Source organism: Plantibacter sp. LMC-P-059a (assembly GCF_030209505.1).
Taxonomy (GTDB): domain Bacteria; phylum Actinomycetota; class Actinomycetes; order Actinomycetales; family Microbacteriaceae; genus Plantibacter.
The window spans coordinates 179093-192636 of record NZ_JARVRZ010000002.1; the positions used below are offsets into that span (position 1 = coordinate 179093).

General features: G+C 72.1%; 16 protein-coding genes. 5 read left to right on the plus strand and 11 right to left on the minus strand.

Annotated features, from left to right (window positions below; all coding sequences use genetic code 11):
- The first annotated feature begins 2 nt into the window (after nt 1-2).
- The 4 genes from QRN27_RS04265 (at nt 3) to QRN27_RS04280 (ending at nt 3293) form a co-directional block, all read left to right on the plus strand.
- Nucleotides 3-1226, plus strand: a complete 1224-nt coding sequence (locus tag QRN27_RS04265; RefSeq protein WP_285040848.1) for a PQQ-dependent sugar dehydrogenase — start codon at nt 3-5, stop codon at nt 1224-1226.
- A 73-nt stretch (nt 1227-1299) separates the two neighbouring features.
- Entirely contained in the window at nt 1300-1824 is a 525-nt protein-coding gene (locus QRN27_RS04270; RefSeq protein WP_285040849.1) for a SprT-like domain-containing protein, read from the plus strand.
- On the plus strand, nt 1821-2387 hold the full coding sequence (locus QRN27_RS04275; RefSeq protein WP_285040850.1) for a DUF1697 domain-containing protein: 567 nt from the start codon (nt 1821-1823) through the stop codon (nt 2385-2387). Before QRN27_RS04270 ends, QRN27_RS04275 begins: the two co-directional genes overlap by 4 nt.
- Before the next feature lie 84 nt (nt 2388-2471).
- On the plus strand, nt 2472-3293 hold the full coding sequence (locus tag QRN27_RS04280) for a TspO/MBR family protein (protein WP_285040851.1): 822 nt from the start codon (nt 2472-2474) through the stop codon (nt 3291-3293).
- A gap of 28 nt (nt 3294-3321) precedes the next feature.
- Here the strand turns inward: QRN27_RS04280 and QRN27_RS04285 are convergent, their stop codons facing one another.
- The 4 genes from QRN27_RS04285 to QRN27_RS04300 all read right to left on the minus strand — a co-directional run bounded on the left by QRN27_RS04285 (nt 3322) and on the right by QRN27_RS04300 (nt 5457).
- Complete coding sequence (locus QRN27_RS04285) at nt 3322-3825, minus strand: DinB family protein (RefSeq protein WP_285040852.1); 504 nt, start codon at nt 3823-3825, stop codon at nt 3322-3324.
- Nucleotides 3825-4127, minus strand: a complete 303-nt coding sequence (locus tag QRN27_RS04290) for a DUF427 domain-containing protein (RefSeq protein ID WP_056008269.1) — start codon at nt 4125-4127, stop codon at nt 3825-3827. The genes QRN27_RS04285 and QRN27_RS04290 overlap by 1 nt, the downstream gene beginning before the upstream one ends.
- Nucleotides 4128-4136: 9 nt before the next feature.
- The gene (locus QRN27_RS04295) at nt 4137-4787 is read right to left on the minus strand and encodes a 2-phosphosulfolactate phosphatase (RefSeq protein ID WP_285040853.1); all 651 of its coding nucleotides are present in this window, start codon (nt 4785-4787) and stop codon (nt 4137-4139) included.
- A 196-nt stretch (nt 4788-4983) separates the two neighbouring features.
- Complete coding sequence (locus tag QRN27_RS04300; protein ID WP_285040854.1) at nt 4984-5457, minus strand: EVE domain-containing protein; 474 nt, start codon at nt 5455-5457, stop codon at nt 4984-4986.
- A 73-nt stretch (nt 5458-5530) separates the two neighbouring features.
- Here QRN27_RS04300 and QRN27_RS04305 point away from each other — a divergent pair, with 73 nt between their 5' ends.
- Nucleotides 5531-6058 (plus strand): hypothetical protein, encoded by a 528-nt coding sequence (locus QRN27_RS04305; protein WP_285040855.1) that lies wholly within the window; start codon nt 5531-5533, stop codon nt 6056-6058.
- Between the two features lie 75 nt (nt 6059-6133).
- Here the strand turns inward: QRN27_RS04305 and QRN27_RS04310 are convergent, their stop codons facing one another.
- The 7 genes from QRN27_RS04310 to QRN27_RS04340 form a co-directional block, all read right to left on the minus strand.
- The gene (locus tag QRN27_RS04310) at nt 6134-7654 is read right to left on the minus strand and encodes an aldehyde dehydrogenase (NADP(+)) (RefSeq protein WP_285040856.1); all 1521 of its coding nucleotides are present in this window, start codon (nt 7652-7654) and stop codon (nt 6134-6136) included.
- Between the two features lie 26 nt (nt 7655-7680).
- The gene (locus tag QRN27_RS04315) at nt 7681-8682 is read right to left on the minus strand and encodes a proline racemase family protein (RefSeq protein WP_285040857.1); all 1002 of its coding nucleotides are present in this window, start codon (nt 8680-8682) and stop codon (nt 7681-7683) included.
- Between the two features lie 51 nt (nt 8683-8733).
- Nucleotides 8734-9648, minus strand: a complete 915-nt coding sequence (locus QRN27_RS04320; RefSeq protein ID WP_056008281.1) for a dihydrodipicolinate synthase family protein — start codon at nt 9646-9648, stop codon at nt 8734-8736.
- Nucleotides 9649-9689: 41 nt separating this feature from the next.
- Complete coding sequence (locus QRN27_RS04325; protein ID WP_285040858.1) at nt 9690-11195, minus strand: FAD/NAD(P)-dependent oxidoreductase; 1506 nt, start codon at nt 11193-11195, stop codon at nt 9690-9692.
- Nucleotides 11192-11554 (minus strand): (2Fe-2S)-binding protein, encoded by a 363-nt coding sequence (locus tag QRN27_RS04330; protein ID WP_285040859.1) that lies wholly within the window; start codon nt 11552-11554, stop codon nt 11192-11194. The genes QRN27_RS04325 and QRN27_RS04330 overlap by 4 nt, the downstream gene beginning before the upstream one ends.
- The gene (locus QRN27_RS04335; protein WP_285040860.1) at nt 11554-12750 is read right to left on the minus strand and encodes an NAD(P)/FAD-dependent oxidoreductase; all 1197 of its coding nucleotides are present in this window, start codon (nt 12748-12750) and stop codon (nt 11554-11556) included. Before QRN27_RS04335 ends, QRN27_RS04330 begins: the two co-directional genes overlap by 1 nt.
- A gap of 115 nt (nt 12751-12865) precedes the next feature.
- Complete coding sequence (locus QRN27_RS04340) at nt 12866-13543, minus strand: GntR family transcriptional regulator (protein ID WP_285040861.1); 678 nt, start codon at nt 13541-13543, stop codon at nt 12866-12868.
- Nucleotide 13544: the final 1 nt, after the last annotated feature.

The following is a 13544-nucleotide window of genomic DNA, read 5'->3' on the forward strand; positions in this document are numbered from 1 at the left end:
CCATGGCCAGCACGCAGACGCCGACACGACGGGGCCTGCGTGCGCCCGCCGCGCTCACCACCCTGTTCGCCGCCGCGCTGGCGCTCGTGGCCTGCACGGAGGCCGACCCCCGCTCGCCGGGCACGGCGGCGCTCTCCCCTTCCCCCGTGCCGAGCGAGTCGGCGTCGGCGCCCGCGGATCCCATCGGGCCCGTCGCGCCGACCGGTGCCGCCACCACCGTCGTCGGCGGCCTGGAAGCGCCCTGGTCGATGGTGAGGCTCCCCTCCGGCAGCACGCTCGTGAGTCAGCGCGACGCCGGCGACATCCTCGAACTCGTCAGCGGCGGAGACGTCCGTCAGCTCGGTGTCGTCCCAGGCGTCGCCGCCGGCGGTGAGGGTGGGTTGCTCGGTCTCGCCGTGCTCACCCCGGAACCGTCGACGGAGGACGGCACGTGGGTCTACGCCTACCTCACGACGGCCTCCGACAACCGCATCGTGCGGATACCGCTCACCGGCGAGGCCGGCTCGTATGCCCTCGGCGCGGTCGAGGAGGTGCTCGTGGGCATCCCGCGGGCAGGCAACCACAACGGCGGCCGCATCGCGTTCGGCCCGGACGGCATGCTCTACGCCACCGCCGGAGACGCGGGCGACCGGAGTCTCGCGCAGGACGGCGACAGCCTCGGTGGCAAGATCCTCCGGCTCACCCCGGAGGGCGCGGTACCGGCTGACAACCCCTTCCCCGGCTCACCCGTCTACTCCTTCGGACACCGCAACCCGCAGGGCCTCGCCTGGGATCGTGACGGCGGACTCTGGGCGAGCGAGTTCGGACAGAACACCTGGGACGAGCTCAACCGCATCACGCCCGGCGGCAACTACGGCTGGCCGATCGCCGAAGGGATCGCCGGAGCGGACGGCCTGATCGACCCGGTCGCGCAGTGGGCCACCGAGGACGCCAGCCCGAGCGGCCTGGCGATCGTCGACGACACCATCTTCATGGCGTCCCTCCGCGGCGAGCGCCTGTACGGGATCACCGACGGCGTGCACGTGCCCGCCGGGAGCACGACCCTCGTCGGCGTCGTGGACGCCGTCCCCTACCTCGTCGGCGAGTTCGGGAGGATCCGCGACGTCGTCGCCGGCCCGCCCGGGACGATCTGGATCCTCACCAACAACACGGACGGCCGCGGTTCACCGGGCGCCGACGACGACCGGATCGTCGAGCTCCCCCTCGAGCCGCTCGCACCGCGATGACCTGATCTCGCCACGCGGCGGGAAGGCCCGGTTCCTGCCCGTCCGTGTCGGTCGCCGGGGGTACCATCCAGGCATGGCAGAACTGAGTCGGGTCACGGCGTGGGCACAGGCCCTCATCGTGCTGCACCTCGACCCGGCGGTGTGGACCTTCGGATTCGACAACGCGAAGCGCCGAGCCGGTCTCTGCAACTTCACGACGAAGCGGATCACCGTCTCCCGGTACCTCGCCGCCCGCTACGACGACGACGAGATCCACCAGATCCTGCTGCACGAGGTCGCCCACGCACTCGCCGGGGCGCGGGCCGGACACGGGCCCAAGTGGCGTAAGGTCGCCGAGGAACTCGGCTACGAAGGCTCACGACTCCACGAGGGCCAGACCGCGGACGAGCTCGCCCCCTGGGTGGGCACCTGTCCGTCCGGACACGTCCTGTACCGGCACCGGCGCCCGAGCCGTGCCACCTCCTGTGGCAAGTGCTCGCGCTCCTACGACGAACGGTTCCTCCTCAGCTGGGTGCACCGCGAGGTCACCCCGGCGATGCGCCGTCGTGCGGCCGCGTTCGACGGATCGACTCCGACCGAGCCGGCCGTCGGCTCGTGACGGTCGATGCGGTCCGCACCGACAGCTGGGTCGCGCTCCTGCGCGGGGTGAACGTCGGCGGTGTCACGATCCGCTCGGCGGACCTCGCCGAGGTGTTCCGCTCGATCGGGTGCACGGAGGTGCGCACCGTCCTCGCGAGCGGCAACGTGGTCTTCACCGATCCCGAGCAGGCACCCGGTGCCGCGACGACCGACACTCGCGGCGCGCTCAAACTCCGCATCGAGCAGGCCCTGGCCGAGGCCTTCGGCTACGAGGCCTGGATCGTCCTCAGCCATCAGCGGGCGCTCGCGGAGGTCGTCGGCGCCTACCCGTGGCCGGAGACCGAGCAGGTCCAGCCGTACGTCATGTTCTCCTCGGAGCAGGCCTCCCTCGACGCCCTGCTGGCGTACGCCGAGACGGCCGGAGACCAGCCGGACCGCGTCTCCCCCGGTGACGGCGTCCTCTACTGGGAGGTCCCGAAAGGCTCGAGCACCGACACCCCGTTCGCGAAGGAGTCGTCGAAGGCCCGGTTCAAGCCGCACCTCACCACGCGCAACCTGCGGACGCTGCGCAAGCTCCTCTGAGCCGCTGGCGCAAGCTCCACCGAGGTGCCCTCAGGTGGCGTACGCTGAATTGATCAGCTAGCTGCACAATTCTGGAGGCATGCCATGACCGGCACCGAACGACCCACCACCGCGGACCGCATCCGCCAGAGCGCCGTGGCCGTCAGCGCGGTCCTCGCGATCATCGGCTCGTACATCGGGTCTGGTGCCGCCGGTGGCACGCAGATCCAGAACGCGGCGAACGGAGCCCTGAGCGCCTCATCGACCCCGATCGCCCCGGACGGGCCGGCGTTCTCCATCTGGGGCGTCATCTACCTCGGGCTCGTCGCCTACGCGGTCTGGCAGTTCCTGCCCTCGCAGACGACCCGCGAGCGCCACCGTCGGCTTGGTTCCTGGGTCGTAGCGAGTCTCCTGCTGAACGCGGCGTGGATCCTCGTCGTGCAGGCGGGATTCCTGGTCCTCAGCGTGTTCGTGATCGTCGCGCTCCTCGGCGTCCTGGCGCGCATCTTCGTGATCGTGCTCCGCACCCGGCCGAGCGGCGTCGCCGACGCGATCGTCACCGACGGCACGATGGGCCTCTACCTCGGTTGGGTGTGCGTCGCGACGGCGGCGAACCTCACCGCGGCGCTCGTCGGATCCGGGATCGGGAGTGCCGACGGCCCGGTTGCCGGCGTCTGGGCGATCATCGTCCTCGCCGTCGCCGGTGCGGTCGGGGTCCTGCTCGCGGTCGTCGGTCGCGGACGCATCGCCCCCATGCTGTCGCTCTGCTGGGGCCTCGCCTGGGTGGCCGTCGGCCGGTTCACCGGTGAACTGCTGTCGACCGAAGCCGGCGTGGCGGCGTCGATCGCCGCGGTCGTGGTCGCCGTCGTCACCGTGGGCGTGCGGGTCTCTCGGGGCCGCGACCGCTCGATGCTCGTCAGCGCCTGACGCGCCGCAGCTCGGCGGCCGCGGGCCGCTACTCGCCCGTGCGGCCGTCGAGCAGTTCGCGGAGGACGTCGAGGTGGCCGAGGTGCCTGGCGGTCTCCTCGATCATGTGGAGTTCGATCCACCGCAGCGTGAACCGTTCGTCGTTCCCCCGGCAGAGGTCGTCGAGTCCGTATCGGGACGCCACCTCGCGGGACTCCGCACACGCCGCCTCGTAGTCCGCGATGATCTCGGCAAGGCTGTCCTCGGCCGTGACCTGCCACTCGCCGTCGGGGTCGTCATCGGTCCACCGCGCAGGGACGTCGGACTGACCGTCCATGTCCTCGCGGAACCAGCTGCGCTCGACATCGGCGAGATGCCGGATGACGCCCGACACCGTCGTGATGCTCGGCAGCAGTCGTTTGGCCGCGAGCTCGTCGGTGAGCCCACGCGCCTTCCAGACGATGCTGGCGCGCTGCAGATCGAGGAAGCCCTCGATCGTCTCGCGCTCCGCGCCGCGCTCAGGCGGTTGCGGGCGGTCGCCCCAGTCGGCCATCAGTCGACGACCGTGACCTCGTTCCCGAACGCGACGTACCCGGAGAAGTCCTTGCCGACGCGGTCGAACGCGGTCGGATACGGGGTCGGGTACGACCAGGCGACATCGGGCTTGACCTCGCCACCGTCGGTGACGCCCCAGTACTGGGCGTCACCCTTCCACGGGCAGTGGTACTGGGTGTCGGTCTCGACGAAGCGCTCCCGGTTGAGGCTCGACGGCGGGAAGTACCAGTTTCCCTCGATCTTGATGAGCTCCGATTCGGGGGCTTCGGCGAGGACGGTGGTTCCGAGGAGTGCGCGCATGGCCAGAGACTACGCCCGGAACACGGCTCCGTCCAGGACCGGGACGACGCTTGACACGTCGACCTCGCGCGCGGCCTGCACGTGCTGCGGGTGGCCGGACTGGGCGAGCTGCTGGGCCGTCGCCGACGCCGACAGGAGGTGACCGACGCCGTTGCGCAGGCCCTCGAAGGCGGCAGCGGCGGCAGCTGCCTCCGGCGAGGTGAAGTCGATGCCGCGGAGCCCGAGCGCCTCGATCACGGCGCCGGCACCGAAGAGGTCCTCGACGGCGAACCGCGTCTCGGCCGTGTCGTCGAGTTCACCGACCGCGATGACGACGATGCTCGTGCGCCGACCGAGTTCAGCCTGCTTCGCGATGATCCAGTCCGCGACCGCCGAGCGGTTGCGGAGGCACGCCGCGACGACCGTCGCACCGGTGTCGGCGAGGAGCGCGGCGATCTGCGCCGTCTCACCTCGGTCGTCGAGCTCGGAGGCCGCGACCGTCTCGCCGGCGCTCACCCGCTGCTCGAGGGAGGTCGTGGCGTGCAGCACGTCGACGATCACCGCGACGTCCGCCGTCTCGACCCGGCCGGCTCCCGCGACGCCCCAGTCGAACCGGACCTGGTACTTGGTCTGCGCGAAGGGCGGGTGGACGGGCGGCGGTGTGGCGGCTGCGATACTCACCCGTTCATCGTATCCAGCCGCCCCGATCCACCCCACGAGTGTTGCGTTCGAAGACCTCCCCGGGGGTGGTCGCCGGCGCGGTGCGCTGACGCGAGCGCGGGCCACCGGACGTGAGCGCGGGTCTCCAGAGGGGCGCGCTCACGCGCCAGACCCGCGGTGACGTCAGCGCACCGCGCTGGCGCCGGGAGAGGCAGGGTCAGCGGGAGGCGGTGGGGAACCGACGGTCGTCGGGGTGGGGTGGGCGCATCTCGGTGCGGATGAGCTCGAAGTCGTGACGGCTGAGCTCGATGAGCCCACGCCGGAGCTGCATGCCCCAGTCACGGGTGAAGCTCGTGAAGTCGAGCAGCGCCAGCATCGGCCGGATGGGCGTCTCCACGGCGTCCGGGTACCAGTCGACGCTCCGACGCCACGGACGCCAATCCGCGCCGTCGGGACGCGGCACCACGGCCTGGTACACGGTGTCGTCGGCGATCCGACCGATCGCCGTGAACGCCTTCAAGGGCTGGCCGTCCGGTGTGCTGACCCGCGGCGAGTAGTACACGATCCCGTCGGACTCCCGCATCTGCTCGAGACCGCCGCGCTGCCCGTGGTTGATCTGCAGGAAGCCGTGCCGGACCCCGAGGACGACGTGATCCCGCTGGATCACGCCCAGCCAGTACCGGATCGCCATAGGCACAGTCTTCCCTACCGGCGCACCCCCTGCAGCCGCCGAGCCGCACATGCGACACTGAGGCATGCGCGTGATGCTGAAACTCGTCCTGGACTGTGATGTCGACGTCGCCTGGCGGGCGCTCCGCTCCCCGGCCGTCCTGCGGGAGCTGTACAGCCCGATGATGGGGCTCGAGGCGCTGGACGCCGCCGGCTTCCCGACCGTCTGGGAACCGGGAGCGCACCGCGTCCGGGTGAAGGCCGCCGGCGCCGTTCCGCTCGGCGACCAGATCATCGACCTGGAGTTCCTCGAACGCCGCGACGGCACCCGCATCCTCCACGACCAGGGCGACCCGATCACCGGCCCCCTCAGCAAGCTCGCCGGCTGGGACCACCAGATGGCCGTCTCGCGCGACAAGCAGGACCCGACGAAGACGCTGTACCGCGACCGCCTCGTGATCACCGGCGCCATCGCCCCGCTCTACTGGTACCCGCTCTGGGCCACCTGGCAGTGGCGCGGCGCCCGCATCAAGGCGCTCGCCCCCACCTGGGCCTACGACCCGCCGCTCCCCGGCGACGAGGAGGACGACGAGGTCGGCGCGACGGTCGAAGGCGCCATCTAGCCGTTCGAGCTGACCGGAGGGCCCGGCGACCGGGCCATCAGGCTCCGATCACCCGGCCGACCGCGCCGCCACAGCTCAGGCCGTCGCGGCCTCACCCCACTGCTTCGACGCACCGGCGGGAGCCACGGCCGCCGGGATTCCGACGGCGTCGCTGCGCAGGACCGCCGGCAGGAAGCGGTCCGGCATGTTCTGGAACGCGACCGGCCGCAGGAAACGGGTGATCGCCGCCGTCCCGACCGAGGTGCTGGAGTCGTTCGTCGTCGCCGGCCACGGTCCGCCGTGCTGCATGGCCGGCGTGACGGCAACGCCGGTCGGCCAGCCGCCGAAGAGCACCCGACCGGCGTGAGCCGACAACTGTCCGACGAGCTCGACGAGGTCGTCGCTCATCTCCTCCGCACCGGCGTGCAGGGTCGCCGTGAGGTTGCCCTCGCAGAACTCCGCCACGAGCGGCGCGAGTGGTGTGTCGGCCGGAACCTCGACGAGGATCGACAGCGGCCCGAACGCCTCGTCGAGCAGGCGGTCACGGCCGGTCCGCAGGGCGTCGATGGACACGGCGACGATCGTCGGCGTGGCCCAGCCGTCGCCGTCGGCGTCGACCCGGAGCGAGCCTTCCGCGATGACGCGGACGCCGGGGGTACCGAGGATCGTGTCGCGGCGCTCGGCGTATCCGGCGGTGATGCGGTCGTTCAGGAGACGGTGCTCCGGCACGGCCTCGGCCGCGGTCCGGATCGTGTCGTCGAGGCCCGCGGCCTCCGGCAGGTAGACGAACCCGGGCTTCGTGCAGAGCTGTCCAGCCGAGCCCGCGACGCTCCCGACGAACCCCGTCGCGATCGCCTCGCCCGACTCCTCCACCGCCTGCCCGGTGACGAAGACCGGGTTCACGCTGCCGAGCTCGCCGAAGAACGGGATCGGGACCGGCCGTGCGGCGGCGATGTCGGCGAGGATGCGCCCGGCGCGGAGGGACCCGGTGAAGGAGCCCGCGCGCACCCGCTCGTCGCGCAAGGCGGTCACGCCGGCGTCCTGGCCGACGATGGTCTGGAAGACGCCGTCCGGCGCCCCGCTCGCCCGCAGGGCGTCCTCGACGACGGCGGCGGTCGCGAGCGAGAGCCCGGGGTGCCCGTCGTGGACCTTGAGGATGACCGGGCAGCCGGCCGCGAGGATCGCCGCGGTGTCGCCACCCGCCACCGAGAAGGCGAACGGGAAGTTGCTCGCGGCGAAGTTCAGCACCGGACCGAGCGGCACGAGGACGCGTCGCAGCTCGGGCCGGGCGCCGAGGGCGAAGTCGGGGTCGGCCTCGTCGATCCGGACGTCGAGGTACGAACCGTCGACGACCGTGTCGGCGAAGAGGCGCAGCTGCACGGCGGTGCGCAGCAGTTCTCCGCGCAGGCGAGCCTCGGCGAGGCCCGTCTCCCGCATCCCGACGGGGACGAGGTCGTCGGCGTGCGCGAGCAACGCGTCCGCGACCGCGACGAGCGCGCGGGCACGCGTGGTGGACGGCGTCGCGGCCCACGCGGGTGCGGCGGTCGCAGCGGCAGCCAGCACGGTCTCGAGCTGCTCGGGGGTCGTCTCGGTGGCGGGAGAAGAGGTGGTCGACATGTGATCCTCCGGGATCGTGGAGCGGGTCAGAACTGGAAGCCGGTCGGGAACGGATCGGCGGGGTCGAGCAGGTACGAGCCGATGCCCGTGACCCAGGCCCGACCCGAGATGGTGGGGATCACCGCCGGCCGGCCCGCGACCGTCGTCTCAGCGATGAGGCGGCCGGTGAAGCGGCTGCCGATGAAGGACTCGTTGACGAAGTCCTGGTGGAGCGGCAGCTCGCCGCGAGCCCAGAGTTCGGCCATGCGCGCCGAGGTGCCGGTGCCGCACGGGGAGCGGTCGAACCACCCGGGGAAGATCGCCATCGCGTGCCGCGAGAGCACGGCGTCGGAGCCCGGTGCGATGAACTCGACGTGGTGGCAGTGGTCGAGCCCCTCGATCTCCGGGTGGACGGGCGGCGCCTGCTCGTTGATCGCTGCCATGATCCGCAGGCCGGCGTCGAGGATGTCCTGCTGGCGGTCGCGGTCGAACGGCAGACCGACGGCGTCGAGGTCGACCATGGCGTAGAAGTTGCCCCCGAAGGCGAGGCTGTAGGGCACGGTGCCGAGCCCCGGCACCTCGATGACGGCGTCCAGGCGTTCGACGTAGCTGGGCACGTTCTCGATGGTGACCCGGTCGGCGTGTCCGTCGCTCACGTCGACCCGGGCGATGACGAGGCCGGCGGGGGTGTCGAGCCGGATCGTCGTCACCGGCTCGACCACCTCCACCATGCCCGTCTCGACGAGGACCGTGGCGACCCCGATCGTCCCGTGTCCGCACATCGGCAGGCATCCGGACACCTCGATGTACACGACGCCCCAGTCGCAGTCGGCGCGCGTCGAGGGCTGCAGGATCGCGCCACTCATCGCCGCGTGACCGCGCGGCTCGTTCATGAGGAACAGCCGGAGGTCGTCCAGGTGCTCCATGAAGTGCAGCCGTTTGTCGTTCATCGTCGCGCCGGGGATCACGCCGACCCCGCCGGTGACGACGCGGGTCGGCATGCCCTCGGTGTGCGAGTCGACCGCACTGATCATGCGGGAGGACTTCATCGGGTGCTCCTCGGTGCTCGGGTGTGCAGGTGTTCGGCGCTCTGGGTGCTGCTAGCGGGCGGCGAGGTAGTCGAGCGCGCGACGCGTCTGCGTCGTCACCTGCTCCGTCTGCAGCGCGCTGAGCGGGCCGCGCGGCGGCCGCGTCGGTCCACCGTAGCTCTCGCCGGCGATGTCGATCGACAGCTTGATGGCCTGCACGAACTCGGTCTTCGAGTCCCACCCGAAGACGGGCACGAGCTCGCGGTACAGGGTGCGGGCCTCGTCCACCCGGCCGGAGGTGACGAGCGTGTACAGCTCGACCGCTTCGCGCGGGAACGCGTTGGGGTACCCGGCGAACCAGCCGACGGCACCGGCGACGAGGGACTCGAAGAGGAGGTCGTCGGCTCCGGCGATGACGTCGAGGTCGGTCTTGTCCTGGATCTCCAGCACCCGACGGATGTCCGCCGAGAACTCCTTCACCGCGACGACGTGCTCGAGCTTCGCGAGCTCGACGAGGAGGTCGGGCGTGAGGTCGACCTTGGTGTCGATGGGGTTGTTGTAGGCCATGATCGGCAGGCCGACCTCGTTCACGCGGCTGTAGTGCTCGATGACCTCGTCGTCGTTGGCCCGGTAGATGGTGGGCGGCAGGAGCAGGACACCGTCGGCGCCGTCCTCCTTGGCGTACTCGGCCCACTGCTGCGCCTGGTGCCAGCCCACGCCGTGCACGCCGGCGACGACGAGTCCCCGGTCACCGACGGTGTCCACGGCGACCTGGATCACCTTGCGACGCTCCGCGTCCGTGAGCGAGGAGTACTCGCCGAGGGAGCCGTTCGGGCCGACGCCGCGGCAGCCGTTCTCGATGAGCCAGTTGCAGTGCTCGGCGAAGCGGTCGTAGTCGACGGCCAGGCCGGCGGGGGCTGACGCGTCCTCCTTGAACGCGAGGGTGGTCGCGACGATGACGCCGCCGAGGTCGAACTGCTGGGCCATGGGTGGTTCCTTTCCGAGGGTGTGACGCGGCGACCGGTCGGTCAGCCGAGGGGTTCGGTCGACGGGGTCGACGTCGGTTCATGCGGGACGGGTTCCGGCCCGTGCGCGGCGAGTTCGCCGATGCGGATCGGGGAGGCGATGGGCCGGCGGTCGCTCGAGACGCCGTCGATGAGCCCGTCGCCGCCGGACTCCAGGGCGACGCGGTGCAGCAGCTCCTCGACCGTCCGGCCGCACATCCGGCCCTGGCAGATCCCGAGGCCCGCGCGCGTGCTGAGCTTCAGCGAGCGCAGGCCGGTCGCGCAGGTGGCGGTCGCCGTGCCGCGGAGGGCACCGTGGTCGACCTCCTCGCAGCGGCAGATGGTGGTGTCGTCCTCGAGCCAGTCGCTCCACCCCTCGCGGATGCCGTGCGCCCGTTCGAGGCGTTCGGTGAAGGCGAGGAAGGTGTCGCGACGGCTCACGGCCGAGCGGATACCGGAGGCTCCGGGCAGACCGCCGGCGGCCGCGTGTCCCGCGATCGCGCCTTCCGCGAGCGCCGCGTCGACCCCGCCGATGCCGGTGATCTCCCCGGCGGCGAAGACGGTCGGGACACTCGTCCGCTGCTCGGCGTCGACCTCCACGAACCGGGTCGGGGTGAGGGCGCAGCCGGCGGCGATCGCGAGTTCGAGTCGTGGGGTGAAGCCGTGGCTCACGCAGACGGCGTCGGCCTCCACGGTGCGCTCGGTTCCGGGGATCGGCGACCAGTCGGCGTCGACGGCCGCGATGGTGACCCGTTCGACCCGATCGGTGCCGTGCGCGGCGACGACGGCGTGACCGACGCGGTACGGGATCCGGTGCCGGAGGTGGCCGCCGACGTAGCCGATGAGCTCGCCGACCTTCCCGGTGACGCCGAGCAACTGCCACGGCTTCGGGAGCCACCCGGCGGCGAGTCCGCCGACGGTCGTGGCCTCGTAGACGCCGAGGACGCGCGATCCGGTCGCGGTGAGCGAGGCGGCGACCGGCAGGAGGAACGGTCCGGCACCCGCGACGACGACTCGCTGACCGACGGCCACGCGCTCGCCCTTCGCGAGGGCCTGGGCGGCACCGGCCGAGAACACGCCGGGGAGGTCCCATCCCGGGAACGGGAGGGTGCGGTCGTGCGCGCCGGTCGCGAGGACGAGCGCGTCGGGCCGGAGGGTGAGCGGCGTGCGGTCGGCGCCGTCCGGCGGGCCGACGAGGACGTGGAGGCGCAGCCCGGTCGCCGTGGCGTCGTCGGCGGGGGCGTCGCGGTCGACGTCGATCGCCCACACCTGGGCCTCGGTCACGACCGTGCAGCCCGCGTCGGCGTCGAGCGCGGCGCGCATGGTGAGGAAGCGTTCGAAGCCGTGGTGCAGGGACGCCTCGGCGGCGGACGGACGACTCGCCGGCAGGTGCCGCCAGTACTGACCGCCGAGTTCGTCGGAGGCGTCGAGCAGCGTCACCGACGCGCCCAGCGCTCGGGCGGCGAGGGCGGCCTGCAGGCCGGCCGGGCCGGCTCCGACCACGACGACGTCGCGCTGCCGGGCGCTCATGGTCGACCCTCGAGCGGCTCGGGCTCGGGCTCGGGCTCGGACACCGGTCGGGGCAGGGCGTCGTGCTGGGTCTCGATGCGGTCACCGTCGCTCGCCCGACGTTGGCACGCCCGCACGTCCCGCTGGCCGTTCACCGTGACGATGCAGTCGAAGCACACGCCGATGCCGCAGAACACGCCGCGGGGCTTCCCGGAACCGCTCGTGCGACGCCAGGCCAGGACGCCGGAACCGAGCAGGACGCCGGCGATCGTCTGGCCGCGGAGGCCGTCGACGGGGGTGCCGTCGAGTTCGACCCTCACCGCGTCCTCCGTGCCAGGCACGATGCGGTCGCTCGTGGCCGGCAGTCGTCTCGAGACCATCAGGCGACCTCCGCCGCTCGGTCGACGCCGAGGTGGGCGACGAGCCCCTGGCGGTCGAGTTGGAAGGGGGTGTCGTCGAGGGCGGCGGCTCCACCGAGCAGCCGGGCGGCGATGAGTTCCGCCGTCGCGAGGGCGAGGCCGATGCCGGCGCCCTCGTGGCCGGTGGCGTGCCAGAGGCCGTCCACCCGGTGGTCCGGGCCGATGACCGGGAGGTGGTCGGGCATGTACGGACGGAACCCGCCGTAGCTGCGCATCACCGAGGCGTCGCGGAGGAACGGGAAGAGGCGCAACGACTTGCCGGCGACCTCGCGGAGCACGTCGACGTCGAGTCGGGCGTCGAAGCCGATCTGCTGCCGACTCGAGCCGATGAGGACGGTCCCCGCGGCCGTCGACTCGACGACGCTCGACGTTTGGAGCGACGCGTCGCTCGACTGGGTGGCGCCGAAGTAGTCGCCGTCGTAGACCTTGTGGTGGACGCGGTGCGGCATGCGGGTCGTGACGAGGACCATGCCGCGGCGGGGGCGGACCGGGACGGGTGCACCGAGGACTGCGCCGACCTCCGCCGACCAGGGGCCGGCACAGACGAGGACCACGTCGGCAGACACGTCGCCGGCGGAGGTCCGCACGCCCGTGAGCCGACCGGTCGCGCTCCGGAGGCCGCCCGTCACCGTGACGCCGGTCCGGACGACCGCGCCTGCCAGCCGCGCCGACGCCAGCAGGGCCTCGGTCGCGATGACCGGCTGGACCTGGGCGTCCTCCGGGTAGTGGACGGCAGCGGTCGACGCCCGGGTGATCGACGGTTCGGCAGCGAGGAGCTCCGCCTCGGTGAGCGGCCTGGCGTCGACCCCCGCGGTGCGCTGCGAGGCGGCGAAGTCGAGCAGTGGTTGCGCGCCGGCTTCGGTGGTGGCGACGACGATCCCGCCTTTGCGCTCGAACTCGACGCTCGGGAAGGTCGGTCCCAGTTCGTCCGTGAGCTCGGCGGTGATGACGGGCCAGAGTCGCGACGCGTACCGGGCGAGGTCGAGTTCCGGCCCCGGTCCCTTGTCGGAGACGAGGAGGTTCCCCTCGCCGGCACCGCTCGTCCCACCGGCAGCGGCCGAGCGGTCCAGCACGACCACCTCGGCGCCGCGCCGGGCGAGGATCCGCGCGCAGGCCGCACCGACGATGCCGGCGCCGACGACGACGATGCGGGTCATGGGCAGTCCTTTCGATCAATGCGGGAAGGCCTGATCAGTAATGTGTCACACATTCACCGGCGGGGCAAGCGTGCAATGCAGCCGGACCCGTCCGGACGGCGAGAGGGTCGTCGCCCTACTCGGCGTCGGACTCCGGCTTGCCCGCCCACCAGCCCGTGGTGTGGCCGATGTGGCGGTGCATGAGGTCGCGGGCTGCCGCGCCGTCGCCGCGTTCGAGGGTGTCGAGGAGTTCGTGGTGCTCGGCCGCGGAGCGGTCGAGCTGCTGGGAATCGAGCATGGCCGACAGCCCCACCAGTCGGGTGCGCCCGCGGAGGTCCTCGACGAGCTCGACCAGCAGCGGGTTGCCGAGCATGGCCGTGAGCGCGAGGTGGAAGGCCTGATCGGCCTCGAGGTATCGGGTCAGGTCGCCGTCGCGTGCGCCGGCCACGATGGCGTCGGCCTGGCGACGCAGCTCGGGCAGGGACGCCGGTTCGAAGCTCTCGGCGAGCCGCTCCATCGCCGGTGGCTCCAAGAGCTGCCGGATCTCGGCGGTGTTGCGGAGGGCCGCCTCGCTGACGACCGTGACCCGGAAGCCCTTGTTCCGCACGGCCTCGACGAAGTCGCGCTTCTCGAGGTCGAGCATGGCCTCGCGGACGGGCGTCGCCGAGACGTTGAACTGCACCGCGAGAGTCGGCACCGAGAGCATCGTGCCCGGCGCGAGCTCGCCCGAGATGATCGCGGCAGACACCGCCCGCTCCACCTGTGCTCGCAGGCTCAACCGCTGCTCGGCCGGCCGGATCGCCGTCATGCTCATC